This is a genomic window from Shewanella sp. MBTL60-007, from assembly GCF_019654915.1.
Lineage (GTDB): Bacteria > Pseudomonadota > Gammaproteobacteria > Enterobacterales > Shewanellaceae > Shewanella.
Map to the genome: position 1 here is coordinate 1 of NZ_BPET01000058.1, position 16,064 is coordinate 16,064.

The window sequence follows — 16,064 nt, forward strand, 5'->3', positions numbered from 1 at the left end:
ATTAAGAATTCTGTAATTCAGAACTCTTTTATTCAAAACGATGCAATTAGGCGAAACTCGAAAAGGAATCCATTATGTTTAACTCTACTGTATTAAAAACCGTTAAAGCTTCAGTGTTTACTGCTCTACTTCTTGGTGCAAGTGCGACTGTCCATGCTGAAACCTCTCTTGTTAGCGAAGTCGCTAATAATATCGAGCAAAATATTTCCGCTCAGATGCAAGATATGATGACTAAGGCTCAGACTGAGTTAAGTCTTTCTATTCAAGCTCAGATGTCTGAAATGTTGTTTGATATGGAAAGTGAACAACAGACCACTAACGAGCAGCTCGCTGCTGAAAACAAAGAGCAACCATTAGTAACAAGTGCGGTAGTTAAGGATTAATTATGTTGTTCTTAGCTCAGTTTATGGCTCTGTTGCTATTGCCCGTTGTGAGTTTAGTGATGTTTGCCTGTCTGGTGTGTTCATTAGAGTGGCACAAGTTAGAAGATTAATTGAAAAGGAAGTTAGTCATGGTTGATTTTGTAGAACGTTTAAAAGACCCGCGCTCATTAGTTTGTGGTGTTAGTGCGGCAATGGCCGATAAGTTTGACTGGTCTTGCATGTGGACACGAGTGGTGTGTGCGGTGGCTATATTCTGTAACCCTGCTATGGGCTTATTGACCTATTTTGTATTGGCCTTAGTGTTACCTAAGTGGGAAAAGCCCTATTAATACTGACGCTTTATAATAATGACAAAGAGGGAAATTGGATGAAAGTGCTAACTACCTTGAAAGGCATCGCCTCAAATTGTTATCAAGCGCATCAACATGCTGTGGTAATCGCAATAAAATGCGGATGCTAAAAAATAACCTCTAGCATCCGCACTCAATCTCTCTTACGAGACAGTATTAACGCTTTAAAAATGCGGCAAACCTTGCTTTAGCTTCTTCACTTGCCAGTCTAGCTTCAAATTCGACAAGCTCTTTTTTCATCTGCTCCCGCACCTCTTCTCTGTTATAGCGGATTAACTTCTTGGTTGTTTGTAGCGATATCGGTGGCAGAGCCGCTAATTTATGTGCGCGCTCCAAGGCAAAGTCGAAGATTGTTTCACTGTCGATAATCTCATTAATCAAGCCATAGGAGTGCGCCTGAGTCGCATTAAAGCTTTCGCCCAGCATCAAAAGTTCGCTTGCCTTGGCTTGACCAACAACCTGAGGTAAAAGTAGGCTTGCGCCTGCTTCGGGAACTAAAGCCAGTTGCACGAAAGGTAGCTGAAATTTAGCGCTGTTATCGGCGTAAACCAGATCGCAATGAAGTAGCATAGTCGTGCCTATTCCTACCGCGGCTCCAGTGACCGCAGCAATGACAGGTTTTTTTAGATCCAGTAGACAGAAGAGAAAGCGAAACGCCGGATGATCGGCGCCTAAGCCGCTATTTTGTAAGAAGTCGGCGACATCATTACCCGAAGTAAAACAATCTGCTTGACCGCGAAACATAAAGGCTAGAATTTCATTGTCCGACTCGCCTTGGATAAGGTATTCTGTTAGCTGTGTATACATTTGTAGGTTAAGCGCATTGCGCTTATCTGGACGATTAAACGTAATAATACGTACCCCATTATCGTCCTTAACCTGAATCGTACTCATTCGTTATGTCCTCATTCTACGAATTGGGTTTACATGGAGTTTAAGACATTGAAGCTAATATTCAAACGATTGTTTAACTTGGTGCTATTAAGTAGCTTTTCTTTCACGGCTTATGCTCAAGTCGTGCTCGTCGATGGTTACGTGCGCGCGATGCCCCCAACAGTGCCTAATAGTGCCGCCTATATCACGGTTGAGAATCATGGTGATGCAACCCGTTTAGTGGCAGTCGAGGCTCCTTTTGCCAAAGAGGCACAGCTCCATACGCTGATTGAAGAAAATGGCATGATAAAAATGCGCCAAGTCGATGGCTTTGACATAGACTCACATGGAAGCTTAGTGCTGTCTGAGTCTGGAAACCATATCATGCTGATGGGCTTAAGCTCTCCTTTAGTCATCGACTCTATGCTCAATATGAAATTAATATTTGAAGATGGCACTGAGCAAGAAATAAGCCTGCCTGTTAAAAAGCAAGCACAGCAAAGTGATGCCGGGCATCACCACCATCACCATTAAGGAGTCATTACAATGCAAGTGACATGGAAGAAAGCCCTAGCCGTTGTTGGTTTCGTTTTCCTCATTGGTTATTTTATTAGTGTGTGGTGGAGCGTTGAGCCCGATCCAATAGAGCAAACGGCCTATACACTGGAAAATGAGCAGAAAGTGATTGGCTATGCAACAACCACTTCACTCATTCTTACGATTGAGACGTTATTAGATAAGCCTGGGGGATGGCTTTCAAATGATGTGACTCCACCATCAGTCTTTATGGATAACATGCCTGCATTTGAGTTTGGAGCCATAGAGCAGACGCGAGACTTAGCGCTGATTATGCGTAAAGAGTTTAGCCGTTCACAGTCACAGTCTACCGCAGATAAAGATCTGTTAGCGGCACATTCAAAGCTCAATATTGAGCATACTAGTTGGTTAGTACCTAGTGCGGAAAGTGAGTATCGTGACGCTGTAAAGTTACTCAAGCTTTATCGCGCTCGAATGATGGCCTCAGAAAATCCTGACGCGCAATTTTACGCCCGTGCCGATAACTTAAATGAGTGGCTAAAAGAGGTGCAAAAGCGCCTCGGCAGTATGTCACAAAATCTGTCTGCAAGTGTGGGGCAGGAGCGTCTAAATACAGACCTTTCTGGTGACAGTGCGGCAAGACAGTCTACACCGGGATTTGGCGCCCAAGAGATCAAAACTAGCTGGTGGAAAATCGATGACGTTTTCTATGAGACTCGCGGCGCTACATGGGCATTGCTGAATTTTATGAAGGCGATTGAAGTTGATTTCGCCGATGTATTGCAAAAGAAAAATGCTCAGGTGAGTCTGCGTCAGATTATTCGTGAGCTAGAAGAAACTCAACAACCCGTTTGGAGCCCGATGATCCTTAATGGTTCAGGTTTTGGGGTTGTCGCTAATCACTCTTTAGTGATGGCAAACTACATCTCCCGCGCAAATGCAGCGGTTATCGATCTAACTAACTTATTGACTCAAGGTTAACTATGAAAAAGACGTTATTGGCGTGTGCACTATTAACTTCATTAGTGGGCACTTCTGCTCAAGCTGCTACGGTTGTCGGATTTAAAATTGGTGGTGACTACTGGAAGGCTGATACCAATGGTACTTTTGCTGAAAAGGGGCAACCACAGCAAGAGTTTAACTATGACTCATCTTCTCAAGGCAGTATCTGGGTTGCAGTTGAGCATCCAATTCCGCTCGTTCCAAACGTTAAAATTAGACAAAATAGCTTAGAAGCCGATGGCAAGATGAGCGGTGCTGACTTTAACTATAACGGTCATAACTTTAAAGGCGACGTAAACAGTACAACGGATCTAAGCAACACTGACTTCGTGCTTTATTACGAGATTTTAGATAACGATATCGTAGCGCTAGATTTAGGTGCGGCGTATAAGAAAATGGACGGTAAATTCCGTGTTGCTGATGCGGGCCACCCAGAGACCAAAGATATCGATAGCGGTATCGTTATGGGGTACATCGATGCGCAAGTTGGCGTACCGGGTCTTGGCCTATATGGTTTCGCAGATGTGATGATGGGCGTCGATGAGTCAAGTGTTTACGATTACTCATTGGGTCTTGGCTGGAACTTTGATGGCACCGCGTTAGACTACCGTATTCGCGCAGGTTACCGTGACTTTAAGTTTGACGTTAACGGCTTCGATGGCGTGACGGCTGATATGCAGTTTAAAGGTTACTTCGCCGGTGTTGAACTCGTCTTCTAATTGCTGAGTTGAGTTTGATACAGTAAATAAAAAAAACCGCCATTTGGCGGTTTTTTTATGTCGTTAACTTAGCGCGCTTCAGTAATTACTGAGGTACTTTTAAGCCATTGTTAATCGCAGTAATATCATCTTCATTCAAGGTACCAGCAGCTTGTTTTAGTGCGAGAATAGAGTTGATATAGCCATAACGTGCATCAGAAAGCTTACGCTTTGAATCATAAAGGTCACGAGTACGGTTTAGAACGTCAACGATAGTACGGGTTCCCACTTCAAAACCAGCTTGAGTCGCTTTTAATGCGCTCTCTGATGAGATCACAGATTGCTCATAAGCACGGATAGAGCTGATAGAAGCACCGACGTTATTGAAGTTGTTACGTACGTCTTTAACCACTTTACGGTGTGTTTGCTCAAGCTTCTCGCTTGCTTCAACATACTGGTATTGAGCCTGCTTAACACGTGAAGAGACCTTGAAACCTTCAAAAATTGGAATGCTTAGGGTCACGCCTACTGTGCCATTATCGAAGTCATTGCCAGGCTCTTGCTCTACACCTTTGGTGTAACCGGCATTTAAGTTAAGCGATGGCATGTGGCCCGCTTTATAAAGCGTGATGGTTTCTTCGGCGATATCTTTACCAATACGGGTCGTCATCAAGTCAACACTGTTGGTTTCGGCCATCTTGATCCAATCGGTCGCAGTTGCTGGCGCAACGGCTGTGGCTGAGAAACGGTTTGTATCTAGAATATTGATACTCTTATGGTCGATACCTGTGATTTCACGTAGCGCTTCGTAGCTGTTAGCAAGGGTATTTTCAGCTAGAATTTCAGTTGCGTTAGCCAAGTCATACTGAGCCTGAGCTTCATGTACATCGGTGATTGCGGTAAGGCCCACTGCAAAACGTTGCTTAGTCTGCTCAAGTTGACGCTCAATGGCACGTTTTTCTGAACCTTGGAATTCGTAGTTATCTTTAGCCGTTAGCACATCAAAGTATGCATTGGTTACACGAATAATTAGGCTTTGTAGCGCTGATGCGTAAGCTGAGTCTGCTTGAGAAGCGGCTTTCTCCGCTAGACTTAAACCAACCCATGCGCTGTGATCGTAGATAACCTGATTAAGTGTTACACCACCAGTGATACCGCTAGAGTCTTCACTTGGATCGTTCCAAGCTTTATCGTAACCAATGTTGGCGCTGATGGTTGGTAATAGCGGTGCGCGGTTTTCTTCAATCTGTTCATACAAGGCATCGCGTTGAGCTTTAGCTTGTAGCGCAACAGGATCGCTAGTCAATGCTTGTTGATATATTTGTAGAAGGTCATCGGCATGAGCTACTTGCGTTGTTGCTGCAAGAGTTAGTGCAGCGCATAGAGAACGGATCTTGAATTTCATTTGCTGTCCTTTTAGACAAAATTCTCCATTGAGGAGCGAATTTAACTTGTTATGTTTAGTCTTGTCTTACAATAACGCACACAGAGTAAGACGGTTTGCGCTTCCCGACGCTTCCCAATACATCTAAACTTAGTGGTTAAATAGTAAAAATGTACAAATTCTAAGTCAACTAAGAAGTGTAACAGTTTTTTCGGCTTATGATTAGTGCTGCTTTCATCATAGTATTAATATTTTAGTTTGGCTCGATTGCGGCATTAACCCCCTTATAAACAAGCATGTTTAGGAGACGAGATGGATAGCAGATTTAATCGAAATGATGTCCAGTTATTGGGTAAGAAAACCCTCTATAAAGGCTTTTTTAAGATGGATGAATATCGCTTTAAACATCGTCTTTTTAATGGTGGTTGGAGTGATGTGGTTTCAAGGGAAGTATTTGAGCGTGGCCATGCGGTGGTTGTGTTACCCTACGATCCGATCTCTGATCAGGTTGTGTTGATTGAGCAGATCCGTATTCCTGTGCTCGAGAGTGGTAAAAGCCCTTGGTTACTGGAGTTGGTAGCGGGTATGATCGACAGCGGAGAAACGTCGCTTGATGTGGCTCATCGAGAGCTACAGGAAGAGGCGGGCTTGTGCGCTCAGGCGTTAACTAAAGTAAATGAATTTTTTTCAAGCCCTGGCGGAACCACCGAGCGTTTTGATTTTTACTGGGCTAAAGTCTCTGCCGCTGAAGCGAAGGGAGTTCATGGTTTAGAGCATGAGCAGGAAGACATTCAAGTGCATGTCTTAAGCCGAGAAGAAGCGTATCAGATGGTGATCTCTGGGCGAATTGATAATGCATCGACAGTTATAGGCCTGCTATGGCTGCAGTTAAATTATCAAGATATCGTTAAACAGTACGTATAGAGTTAAACAGCTCTTACGCTGAAACGAAGTTAAAAGAGTTAGGATTGAGTTGTGTCAAATGTGTTGTTAGCTAGAAAATCTAAGTACCAGCCTAATGTCAGCCAGTTTTTGGCGCTATGTGGGCGTAATTATATGCATATTCAACGTTGGCTCACTCAGGAACCTAGCGAAGGTAAACAATGGCGGGTTAGCGGAGAGTTTGGTCAATTAGATGTCTGCCTGTTAGAAAACACTAGATATACTCAGTTAGTGCAGATTTCACGCTGTGTAGGTAGCAACGAGTGGCTAACTACACCAAAAGTCTCGGTGCGCATCTACCATGATGCTAAATTAGCAGAAGTGTTAACTAGTCAACAGATTTACCAATTACGACCAGTGTATGATTATCCAAATATGCATATGCATCATCGGGATGAAAAGTACCAAGTCAATGCTTTTCTAGAAGAGTTATTGAAGATAGATAACTTAACTAAATTTGTCAGTTGATCTGATCATTGGGTAATTAATTTGCTAAAGACAGCTATCTCTTATTCAATTTCTGAAACCGAGAGTGTGAGAATCGTGCAAGTCACAGATCCTCACCTGTTTGCTGATCCCGAAGCCCAGCTACTAGGAGTCAATACGGCTCAGAGTTTAGGGGCTGTGCTTAACACCATCTCTGCAGTTAATTACCCCGCACATTTCATGCTCGCAACGGGTGATATTAGTCAAGATTACTCTAACGAGTCATACCATAGCTTTGTTGAAGCGATAGCTCCTGTAGGCTTGCCTTGTCATTACCTGCCGGGGAACCATGACGATCCTCGTATCATGAGTTTGCATATGCAAGGGCCTAAGGTGTTTGGTCAAAAGCGAATATTGGCGGGTAATTGGCAGATCCTTATGCTGGACTCGACGGTAAGAGGACGGCCAGGCGGACATATGTCTGCTGAGGAGTTTGAGCTTATCGATAGTGCGATAAAAGCTGAGCCCGATCGCCATATACTACTGGTGATGCACCATAACCCGATTCTTACGGGATGTAATTGGCTCGATCAGCACTGCATGGATAATGGTGAGGACTTTATTGACAGCGTTGCTCAATATCCGCAAGTGAAGGGGTTACTCTGGGGGCACGTTCATCAGAGTATCGATACTGAGCACGCAGGTCCCCATGGGAAACTGCACTTGATGGCAACGCCGTCCACCTGTATTCAGTTTAAACCTAAGTCTCCCTACTTTGCCCTAGACGCACAGCAGCCTGGCTATCGTTTGCTGGAACTTAAGTGTGATGGTAGCATTCTGACTAATGTTTACCGTGTGCCAGGTGAAACATTTTCACCCGACAAAGAAGCAGGCGGTTACTAGATAAGACAGGCCGCAGTGTGAGGAAGTATGCTGCTATATATACATGGATTTAATAGTTCTCCCCTTTCTGATAAAGGGATAGTGACAGCACGATTTATCAAGCAAAACTATCCTGACTTACCTTTTCTGCAACCACAATTGCCCAGCGAACCGCTAGAAGCGATGGCGCTGCTGATTGATATCGTTGAGAAGGCCAAAGAGCAGGGGCAACCACTTACTTATATTGGTTCATCGTTAGGTGGATATTTCGCAAGTTATTTAGCGGAAACTTACGGTGGACGCGCAGTTTTAATCAATCCTGCGGTAAAACCTTTCGAACTGTTTGATGAATTCATTGGCACTCAGTACAATCCCTATACGGATGAAACCTACCAAGTTGTTGCTGAACATAAACAGGATGTGGCGCGTTACAATACGCCCGCAATAATCAATCCCGATCGCTTTTATGTATTGTTACAGACAGGCGATGAAGTGCTCGACTATAAACAGGCCGTGCAGAAATATCACTGTTGTAAGCTCTTAATAGAACCCGGTGGTGACCATAGCTTTATTGGCTATGAGGGCCAACTTGCTTCTATCTGTGAATATCTGTTTTCTTGACAAATAGACCCGTAGGGCCGCAACATGGCCTGAATAACAAAATAATATGTGTGCCATGACAAACCAATACACCTCAGATGCTATTGAAGTCCTTAACGGACTCGACCCTGTAAAACGTCGCCCCGGTATGTATACCGATACCTCGCGTCCAAACCACTTAGGACAGGAAGTCATAGACAATAGTGTCGATGAGGCATTGGCGGGTCACGCTAGTCGTATCGACGTTATTTTGCACGCCGACAACTCATTAGAGGTTATCGATGATGGCCGTGGTATGCCTGTCGATATTCACCCTGAAGAGGGGATCCCGGGTGTCGAGCTGATCCTGACTAAGCTACACGCGGGTGGTAAGTTCTCCAATAAAAACTACCAGTTTTCGGGTGGTCTCCATGGCGTGGGGATCTCAGTAGTAAACGCACTCTCGAGCCGAGTTGAGATTACTGTAAGGCGAAATGCCGAAGTCTATCAGATGGCTTTCGAGCATGGCGAGAAAGTCGAAGACCTACATGTTACGGGCACCTGTGGTCGCCGTAATACCGGTACTAGCGTTCATTTCTGGCCAGATGCTAGCTATTTTGACTCGGGCAATTTCTCGATCTCCAAACTGACCTATCTACTTAAAGCCAAGGCGGTTCTTTGTCCTGGGCTACGGATTAAATTTGTTAATAAGCAGACCAATGAAACCCAAGAGTGGTTTTATGAAAGTGGCTTAGAAGATTACCTAAAGTCATCGGTTAATGGTGTGCTAACACTGCCTGAAGTGCCATTTGTCGGTAGCTTCGCCGGTAATTTAGAGGCGGCGGACTGGGCCATTACTTGGCTACCAGAAGGTGGCGAATACCTCAACGAAAGTTACGTTAACCTAATTCCGACACCGCTTGGTGGTACGCACGTTAACGGCTTTAGACAGGGCTTATTGGAGTCCATGCGTGAGTTCTGTGAGTTCAGAAACTTGATGCCGCGCGGCATTAAGTTGACCCCTGAAGATATCTGGGATCGCAGCACCTTTATTTTATCTATCAAGATGCAGGATCCGCAGTTTGCGGGCCAGACTAAAGAGAAGCTTTCTAGCAGACAGTGTGCGGCTTTTGTATCGGGCATTGTCCGTGATGCGTTCAGTCTTTGGCTGAACACCAATACAGAGCAGGCCGAGGCGCTGGCCGACATGTGCATCAACAATGCACAGAAGCGCTTAAAGGCGGCAAAGAAGGTGGCGCGTAAGCGTATTACTTCGGGTCCAGCCTTGCCTGGGAAGTTGACTGACTGCAGTGGCCAAGATCCGATGCGAGGTGAACTGTTCCTTGTGGAGGGTGACTCTGCGGGCGGCAGTGCTAAGCAAGCACGTGATCGTGAATTCCAAGCGATTATGCCGTTGCGTGGTAAGATTTTGAATACTTGGGAAGTAGATGCTTCTCAGGTATTAGCATCACAGGAGGTACATGATATCTCGGTTGCTATTGGGTGTGATCCTGATAGTGCGGATATTTCAGAGCTTAGATACGGCAAGATCTGTATTCTCGCCGATGCGGACTCGGATGGTCTGCATATCGCGACTTTGTTATGTGCGCTGTTTATGAAGCATTACCGAGTGCTGGTGGAGCAGGGGCATATTTACGTGGCGATGCCACCGCTGTTCCGTGTCGATATTGGTAAAGATGTATTTTATGCCCTCGATGAGGCTGAAAAAGACGGTATTCTTGACAGAATCACCGCTGAAAAAAGGAAAGGAAAAGTCCAAGTTACACGATTCAAGGGATTGGGTGAGATGAATCCACTGCAATTGCGTGAAACCACTATGGACCCAAATACGCGTCGATTAGTGCAATTAACCATAGATGATGCCGAGGATACAATGGCGATTATGGATATGCTTTTAGCCAAGAAACGTTCTGGAGACAGAAAGACTTGGTTAGAGACTAAGGGTGATCTCGCCCAGCTCTAGTCGGTAATGGAAGATTATCATCAGACAAAAGAATAATAATGACGTTTGAAAAGTATCGAAATCGATTAGCCGTAGGGGTATCGCTGCTTTGCGCCCACTTTATACTTAGCTTTAGCGCTGTTGCTGCCGATCCAATGATGATCACAGTGTCAAAAGGCTTTGGCTTAACCTTATATGCTTCCGATCTCGGCGATGCTAAACAGCTCGCCGTTGGAGACAAGGGGACCTTATTTGTCGGCTCCTATCGGGACGGTATGATTACCGCTTTGGTGGATGCCGATAATGATGGGCGAGTAGATAAGCGTTATGTGATTGCTAAGGGGCTGGATTACCCAGAGGCGATAGCGTTTCATAAGGGAGCTCTATACGTCGCAGAAGAGGAGCGTATTTTACGCTTTAACCAGATAGAATCCCGCCTGCGTCGGCCGGGACGCCCAAAAGAGGTTTATGACCGACTACCGGGTAACAGCAAGAAGAGTCGACGCGCAATGCAGTTTGGCCCAGATGGGCTGTTATATGTAGCCATTGGTGCGCCTTGTAATGTGTGTGAAACAGAGGCGCCATATAGCAGTATCATTGCGATCGATGTTGAAACTGGTGACAGTGAGCAGATCGTCAGTGGTGTGCGTAAGGTGTTGGCCTTCGACTGGGCGATTGAAGATAACCAGCTGTGGTTTGCCGATCTGGGGCGTGATTGGATGGGCGATAACCTGCCGCCCGATGAGATTAATAAGGTCGAGCGTAAAGGCAGCCATTTTGGATTTCCCTATATTCATGCCACCGATGTTATTGAGCCTGCTTACGATAAACCTAAAAACTTGAAAGTGGTGTCGCCGACCTATGAGCTACCGGCTCATGTTGGGGCGAAAGGATTGCACTTTTACCGTGGTACACAATTTCCAGAACGCTTCCATAACCAGATGTTTGTTGCCGAAAATGGCTCTTGGAACCGCTCGAGTAAGGTCGGCTATCAAGTCGTGATGTTAGAGATTAAAGATGGCCAAGTTGCTAAAAGAAGTACAGTGGTGAGTTTTCTAGACGGAGAGTTTCCCGTCGCTAGACCATATGCATTGGTCACAGCACCCGATGGTGCCATGTATATTTCTGATGATCTAAAGGGCAACGTATATCGCTTGTTCTATAAAGAGTCAGCAAAAAATCAGTCACAGGATAATGATTAATGAGTGATGCGATAGATTTAAGCCTTGATGGCGTAGAGCAGATGCCTCTACGCCGCTTCACGGAAGAGGCATATCTGAACTACTCCATGTATGTCATCATGGATCGTGCATTGCCGCACATTGGCGATGGACTCAAGCCGGTTCAACGACGTATTGTCTATGCCATGAGTGAGTTAGGCTTATCGGCTCAATCAAAACATAAGAAATCGGCGCGTACCGTCGGTGACGTGTTAGGTAAATATCACCCCCATGGTGACAGCGCCTGTTATGAAGCCATGGTATTGATGGCGCAGCCATTCTCATACCGTTATCCGCTAGTTGATGGTCAAGGTAACTGGGGTGCCCCTGACGATCCTAAGTCATTTGCTGCCATGCGTTACACCGAAGCGAGACTGTCTAAGTTTTCGGAAGTACTACTTAGCGAACTAGGCCAAGGTACTGTGGATTGGGGCGTCAACTTCGACGGCACCATGAAAGAGCCGTTAGTCCTGCCAGCGCGCCTGCCACACATTTTACTTAACGGTATTACCGGTATTGCCGTCGGTATGGCAACCGATGTGCCGCCTCATAATGCCAAAGAGTTGGTGGGCGCGTGTGTTGAGCTACTCGATAACCCTAAGGCGGACTTGCCTCGTCTGATGGAGTTTGTGCCTGGTCCTGATTACCCGACAGAAGCTGAGATTATTACGTCTAAAGCTGATATCGCAAAGATCTACCAGACGGGTCGTGGCTCAATTAAGACCCGTGCGGTTTATACCGTTGAGAATGGCGAAGTGGTCATTACTGCACTGCCGCATCAAGCAAGTGGCGGTAAGATTTTAGAGCAGATCGCCAGTCAGATGCAGGCGAAGAAGTTACCTATGGTAACGGACTTGCGTGACGAGTCTGATCATGAAAACCCGGTGCGAATCGTGATAGTACCGCGTTCGAATCGTGTCGATTGTGATCAGATGATGGCGCACTTGTTTGCCACCACAGATCTAGAAAAGAGTTACCGAGTAAACCTAAACGTTCTAGGCCTAAATGGCCGCCCGCAGGTAAAAGGGTTGCGTGAGTTACTCACAGAGTGGCTCGAGTTTAGAATGACCACGGTCAAGCGCCGTCTAGAGTATCGCTTAGACAAGGTCTTATCCAGATTACATATTCTAGATGCATTGATGATTGCATTTTTGAATATCGATGAAGTGATTGAGATCATCCGTTATAACGATGATCCTAAGGCTGAGTTAATTTCACGCTTTAATCTTTCTGATAAGCAAGCCGATGCGATTCTCGATCTTAAACTACGTCATTTAGCCAAGCTTGAAGAGTTTAAGATCAAGGCTGAGCAAAGTGAGTTAGAAGCCGAGCGTGATAAGTTACAGCTATTGCTAAGCTCTGAGCGCCGTATGAAGACCTTGATCAAGAAAGAGTTGATTAAAGATGGTGAAGACTATGGCGATGCTCGCCGCTCACCACTGGTTGAGCGCAGCGAGTCAAAAGCGTTAACAGAGCAGGAGTTAGTACCTGCAGAGTCAGTCACGGTTGTACTGTCAGAGAAAGGCTGGGTGCGCTGCGCCAAAGGTCATGACGTTGATGGTCAGAGTCTTTCCTATAAGGCGGGGGATGGTTTCTTACGCTCCGCTCAAGGCCGCAGTAATCAACCGAGTGTGTTTATCGACACCTCGGGCCGGGCGTTCGCTACAGAGACTCATACCTTACCATCGGCGCGTTCTCAGGGTGAGCCTATCACCACACGCTTTAATTTAGCGCCTGGAGCGACGATGGAACACTTGCTGTTGTCTGATGAGGAGCAGTGCTATCTATTAGCTTCCGATGCTGGTTACGGCTTTATCTGTGCGAATAAGGACATGGTATCGCGTAATAAGGCGGGTAAAGCCCTGCTTAGTTTGCCTGCTAATGCCAAGGTGTTGTTGCCACAGAAGGTCGATAAGACTAAAGCTCAGTCGATTTTAGCGATTACTAATGAAGGTCGAATGCTGCTTTTCTCTCTCGATGCACTACCGCAGTTGTCGAAGGGTAAAGGAAATAAGATCATTGGTATTCCCGGTGAGCGAGCGAAGAATCGTGAAGAGCTGTTATTGCATTTGAATGTGATCCCAGAAGATACCTCTGTCACCCTATGGGCGGGTAAGCGTAAGCTAACCTTAAAACCGAGCGACTTAGAGCATTACCGTGGAGAGCGTGGCCGCCGTGGTGCTAAGTTACCTCGTGGTCTGCAGCGCGTCGATAGTGTCGAACTTGGTGACGGTGAACCTGTTATTTAAGCTTATACAAGACTAAATAAGATTAAATTGAAAACTAAAAATGCAGCCAAAAGGCTGCATTTTTATTGAAACTGTAGCGGGGGAGACTAAGCCACTTCGTAATAGTTTGGCTCGATGTCGACTTGATTTTGGATGATCTGAGTTGCCATCTTGGCACACTTTCCACACTGGTTAGCTACACCTAGGCGTTTCTTTACATCGGCTAACGACATATCACCTTGGCTAACGGCTTCTTTGATCTGTGTATCAGTGATTGCGTGACAAAGACAAACGTACATTAAATATCATCTCTAAATCGAACATGGCACGAAGTATAAATGAAAATAATTCTCAATGCTAATAACGCCTCGACATATTTCCTCACCATTTTGTCTAAGTTCGTTATTAAAAATCGTGCCTACATCACAAAACCTTAGCGATTGATAGTTTGCTCATCTTTTGCACATTAACTCGCGCAATTAGTAGCCACGCTCAAAGTGCACTCGATGAGACAGTTTTTCGCCTTTAATCCACTTATGGAAGTTCTCGGCAAAAATCTCTACCACTTGTTCAGGAAAACTTGGCGCGGCAATATGCGGTGTAATAACCACATTGTCTAGCGACCAGATTGGGTGCTCTTCTGGCAGTGGCTCTTGGTTAAATACATCTAAAATGGCCTGCTGCTCTGGATGGGCGATCAGCTGTTGATAGAGGGCATCTAAATCGAGTACATCGCCTCGTCCAAGATTGAATAGAACCACCTCCTCTTTTAATAACGAGAGAGTATGCTTGTTGAGGGCTCCTTGGGTATCGGGCGTGCTAGGTAAAATACTGGCAACGGCATCGGCTTGTGGTAGATAGCGAGTAAGATTGGCTAGAGTGTCGACCTCATCGAAGCCTTTAGTGGGCTTAGCGCCGCGGTTAATGCCTATGACATGCATGCCGAAGTGTTTGGCTGTTTGGGCGATATGCTTGGCAATCGACCCTGTCCCTAATAGTAATAGGGTTTGCCCTTGCAATGTCTTAAAGCTACCTGGTAACCAAATCTTTTGATCTTGCTGAGTGCGGTATTTTCTGTGCTCTCTTTGGTAAGCCAGCAGGTAACCAAACAGGTATTCACTCATCAGAGGTCCAAAAATACCTCTTACATTGGTAAGCTCATAGTCTTTACGTTGTCTCGGTTTGACTAGGGCATCGACACCAGCAAAAGTAGATTGCATCCACTTTAGGTTTGCGGCATGGGGCAGTAGTGGCGCGGCCAACTTAGGCTCGGCTAACCAGATATCGGCATTGAAAATGCCTTGAGGATCATCGTCTAATATCTCGGTATCGGGCAGGTGGCACGAATTCAAAAGTTGACGATATCGCTCATTTTCTCTGGTGAGTAATAGTAGCTTGTGTCCCATGCTAACTCCCTATATCCTACATTGACCTCGGTTTTAACTTGCTTGGCCAATGTCTAATTTAATATCTAAGGCTATTGAATTCTTTAACTATCTTGGGTCTTTTATCTACCCTTGGCTAGCTGAAGTTTCAACGGCAATTATAGCCTGTTGTCTTGTGGTTTTTGGCGCCGATATCAATCGGTTCCTGCGTCGCTATCTTGCGGGACGCTCCTTTCTATTACGCACGCTGATTTTTGTTATCGTAAACGCGTTTGGCTATGGACTGATAATTATCCATTTAAGCCCTGTTCTAGCGCAAAATATGGCAAAGATCCCATCCCATTGGCTGTTCCTGCTGGTTGTAGCAATTTTCTTCGCCATAGGCAGCTGGGCGCAGCGCAACAGACAAGTTTAAGTTATTAATTTCAGTGTAGATTGTTTTCTTTGGTTTGGGCAACTTGTGCTGTTTAGTGTTGACGAAAGCGCTATAAGAGCGCTTAACTTAGGTTGAGGTGAGCGATGGCTCGGTCTGGGTAATTTGTGAATATTCCATCGACGCCCATCTGCTTGAGCATATCGAGATCTTCGAGGTTATCGACTGTGTACACATAGACCTTGGCGCCTCGTTTATGGGCATCGTCAACCATCTCTTGGGTGGTAAAACTTAAACCAAGGTGAATCGAGTAGGCATCAAGCTGACTGACCACCTTAGCAAGCTCAAGTGGCACACCTTCGATTAGTGGGGCCACGGTTGCATCGGGATAGTACCGCTTAAACGATGCCAAGAAGGGGTGATTAAACGAGGAGACCAACAGTTTACTCGCATCATACTTAAGCTCATCGATAAGCTTAGGATAAAGCGCGATAAAGGCCTCGAGGCAGCCCAGCCCCTTGAGCTCGATATTGACTAAGGTGTTGTGTGGCTTGAGTAGGCCTAACACTTGAGTCAATGTCGGTATTGGCTCGCCATCTATACGGATCTTGCTTAATGCTTGCTTGGTGTACTCTTCAATAAGCCCCTCTCCAGAGCTCTTCGGCTCAAGGCGTCTGTCGTGAAAGACGTACAGCTCATCCTCTACGAGGTGAATATCGAGTTCAACCGCCGTGGCGCCTAGCTCTACAGCCTTTTTAAAGGCTGCAAGGCTATTTTCTGCTAGGTAACCACTGGCACCTCTGTGGGCAAATATCATCATAATGGGGCCTCAATCGCCG

18 protein-coding genes are annotated in these 16,064 nt (G+C 45.7%); 13 read left to right on the plus strand and 5 right to left on the minus strand.

Annotated features, from left to right (window positions below):
- Positions 1 to 74 precede the first annotated feature (74 nt).
- Positions 75 to 383, plus strand: coding sequence for a hypothetical protein (locus K5Q92_RS18960; protein WP_220770454.1), 309 nt, complete (start codon positions 75 to 77; stop codon positions 381 to 383).
- 128 nt (positions 384 to 511) lie between these two features.
- Positions 512 to 712 carry a PspC domain-containing protein gene (locus tag K5Q92_RS18965; protein WP_202721041.1) on the plus strand — a complete coding sequence of 67 codons (201 nt, stop codon included), beginning with the start codon at positions 512 to 514 and terminating at the stop codon, positions 710 to 712.
- 177 nt (positions 713 to 889) lie between these two features.
- Here K5Q92_RS18965 and K5Q92_RS18970 read toward each other — a convergent pair whose 3' ends face one another.
- On the minus strand, positions 890 to 1,627 hold the full coding sequence (locus tag K5Q92_RS18970) for an enoyl-CoA hydratase-related protein (RefSeq protein ID WP_220770455.1): 738 nt from the start codon (positions 1,625 to 1,627) through the stop codon (positions 890 to 892).
- Between the two features lie 33 nt (positions 1,628 to 1,660).
- Here K5Q92_RS18970 and K5Q92_RS18975 point away from each other — a divergent pair, with 33 nt between their 5' ends.
- Genes K5Q92_RS18975 through K5Q92_RS18985 form a run of 3 tightly spaced genes read left to right on the plus strand, consistent with a single transcriptional unit; the run spans position 1,661 to position 3,864 of the window.
- Positions 1,661 to 2,140 (plus strand): copper chaperone PCu(A)C, encoded by a 480-nt coding sequence (locus K5Q92_RS18975; RefSeq protein WP_220770456.1) that lies wholly within the window; start codon positions 1,661 to 1,663, stop codon positions 2,138 to 2,140.
- Between the two features lie 12 nt (positions 2,141 to 2,152).
- Complete coding sequence (locus K5Q92_RS18980; RefSeq protein ID WP_220770457.1) at positions 2,153 to 3,124, plus strand: DUF2333 family protein; 972 nt, start codon at positions 2,153 to 2,155, stop codon at positions 3,122 to 3,124.
- Positions 3,125 to 3,126: 2 nt separating this feature from the next.
- Positions 3,127 to 3,864: a TIGR04219 family outer membrane beta-barrel protein gene (locus K5Q92_RS18985; RefSeq protein WP_220770458.1), complete on the plus strand. Its 738-nt coding sequence runs from the start codon at positions 3,127 to 3,129 to the stop codon at positions 3,862 to 3,864.
- A gap of 85 nt (positions 3,865 to 3,949) precedes the next feature.
- Here the strand turns inward: K5Q92_RS18985 and tolC are convergent, their stop codons facing one another.
- Positions 3,950 to 5,248: an outer membrane channel protein TolC gene (gene tolC, locus K5Q92_RS18990; protein WP_220770459.1), complete on the minus strand. Its 1,299-nt coding sequence runs from the start codon at positions 5,246 to 5,248 to the stop codon at positions 3,950 to 3,952.
- Positions 5,249 to 5,539: 291 nt separating this feature from the next.
- Between tolC and nudF the strand changes: the two genes are divergently transcribed.
- From nudF to parC, 7 genes are read left to right on the plus strand one after another with little or no spacing between them, the layout of a single operon-like run.
- Entirely contained in the window at positions 5,540 to 6,151 is a 612-nt protein-coding gene (gene nudF / locus K5Q92_RS18995; RefSeq protein WP_220770460.1) for an ADP-ribose diphosphatase, read from the plus strand.
- 51 nt (positions 6,152 to 6,202) lie between these two features.
- The gene (locus tag K5Q92_RS19000) at positions 6,203 to 6,637 is read left to right on the plus strand and encodes a DUF1249 domain-containing protein (RefSeq protein WP_220770461.1); all 435 of its coding nucleotides are present in this window, start codon (positions 6,203 to 6,205) and stop codon (positions 6,635 to 6,637) included.
- Between the two features lie 21 nt (positions 6,638 to 6,658).
- Positions 6,659 to 7,498: a 3',5'-cyclic-AMP phosphodiesterase gene (gene cpdA, locus K5Q92_RS19005; RefSeq protein ID WP_220770462.1), complete on the plus strand. Its 840-nt coding sequence runs from the start codon at positions 6,659 to 6,661 to the stop codon at positions 7,496 to 7,498.
- A gap of 27 nt (positions 7,499 to 7,525) precedes the next feature.
- Positions 7,526 to 8,098 carry a YqiA/YcfP family alpha/beta fold hydrolase gene (locus K5Q92_RS19010; RefSeq protein WP_220770463.1) on the plus strand — a complete coding sequence of 191 codons (573 nt, stop codon included), beginning with the start codon at positions 7,526 to 7,528 and terminating at the stop codon, positions 8,096 to 8,098.
- A 55-nt stretch (positions 8,099 to 8,153) separates the two neighbouring features.
- Positions 8,154 to 10,040, plus strand: a complete 1,887-nt coding sequence (parE, locus tag K5Q92_RS19015; RefSeq protein ID WP_220770464.1) for a DNA topoisomerase IV subunit B — start codon at positions 8,154 to 8,156, stop codon at positions 10,038 to 10,040.
- Positions 10,041 to 10,078: 38 nt separating this feature from the next.
- Positions 10,079 to 11,221 carry a sorbosone dehydrogenase family protein gene (locus tag K5Q92_RS19020; RefSeq protein WP_220770465.1) on the plus strand — a complete coding sequence of 381 codons (1,143 nt, stop codon included), beginning with the start codon at positions 10,079 to 10,081 and terminating at the stop codon, positions 11,219 to 11,221.
- Entirely contained in the window at positions 11,221 to 13,488 is a 2,268-nt protein-coding gene (gene parC, locus K5Q92_RS19025) for a DNA topoisomerase IV subunit A (RefSeq protein ID WP_220770466.1), read from the plus strand. The genes K5Q92_RS19020 and parC overlap by 1 nt, the downstream gene beginning before the upstream one ends.
- 86 nt (positions 13,489 to 13,574) lie before the next feature.
- Here the strand turns inward: parC and K5Q92_RS19030 are convergent, their stop codons facing one another.
- Both K5Q92_RS19030 and K5Q92_RS19035 read right to left on the minus strand, forming a co-directional pair.
- Entirely contained in the window at positions 13,575 to 13,766 is a 192-nt protein-coding gene (locus K5Q92_RS19030) for a bacterioferritin-associated ferredoxin (RefSeq protein ID WP_202721028.1), read from the minus strand.
- A gap of 180 nt (positions 13,767 to 13,946) precedes the next feature.
- Complete coding sequence (locus K5Q92_RS19035) at positions 13,947 to 14,873, minus strand: D-2-hydroxyacid dehydrogenase (RefSeq protein WP_220770467.1); 927 nt, start codon at positions 14,871 to 14,873, stop codon at positions 13,947 to 13,949.
- Positions 14,874 to 14,922: 49 nt separating this feature from the next.
- On the opposite strand from K5Q92_RS19035, the gene K5Q92_RS19040 reads away from it, so the two are divergent.
- Complete coding sequence (locus K5Q92_RS19040) at positions 14,923 to 15,267, plus strand: DUF3392 domain-containing protein (protein WP_220770468.1); 345 nt, start codon at positions 14,923 to 14,925, stop codon at positions 15,265 to 15,267.
- An 82-nt stretch (positions 15,268 to 15,349) separates the two neighbouring features.
- Here the strand turns inward: K5Q92_RS19040 and K5Q92_RS19045 are convergent, their stop codons facing one another.
- Positions 15,350 to 16,045, minus strand: a complete 696-nt coding sequence (locus K5Q92_RS19045; RefSeq protein ID WP_220770469.1) for a glycerophosphodiester phosphodiesterase family protein — start codon at positions 16,043 to 16,045, stop codon at positions 15,350 to 15,352.
- Positions 16,046 to 16,064: the final 19 nt, after the last annotated feature.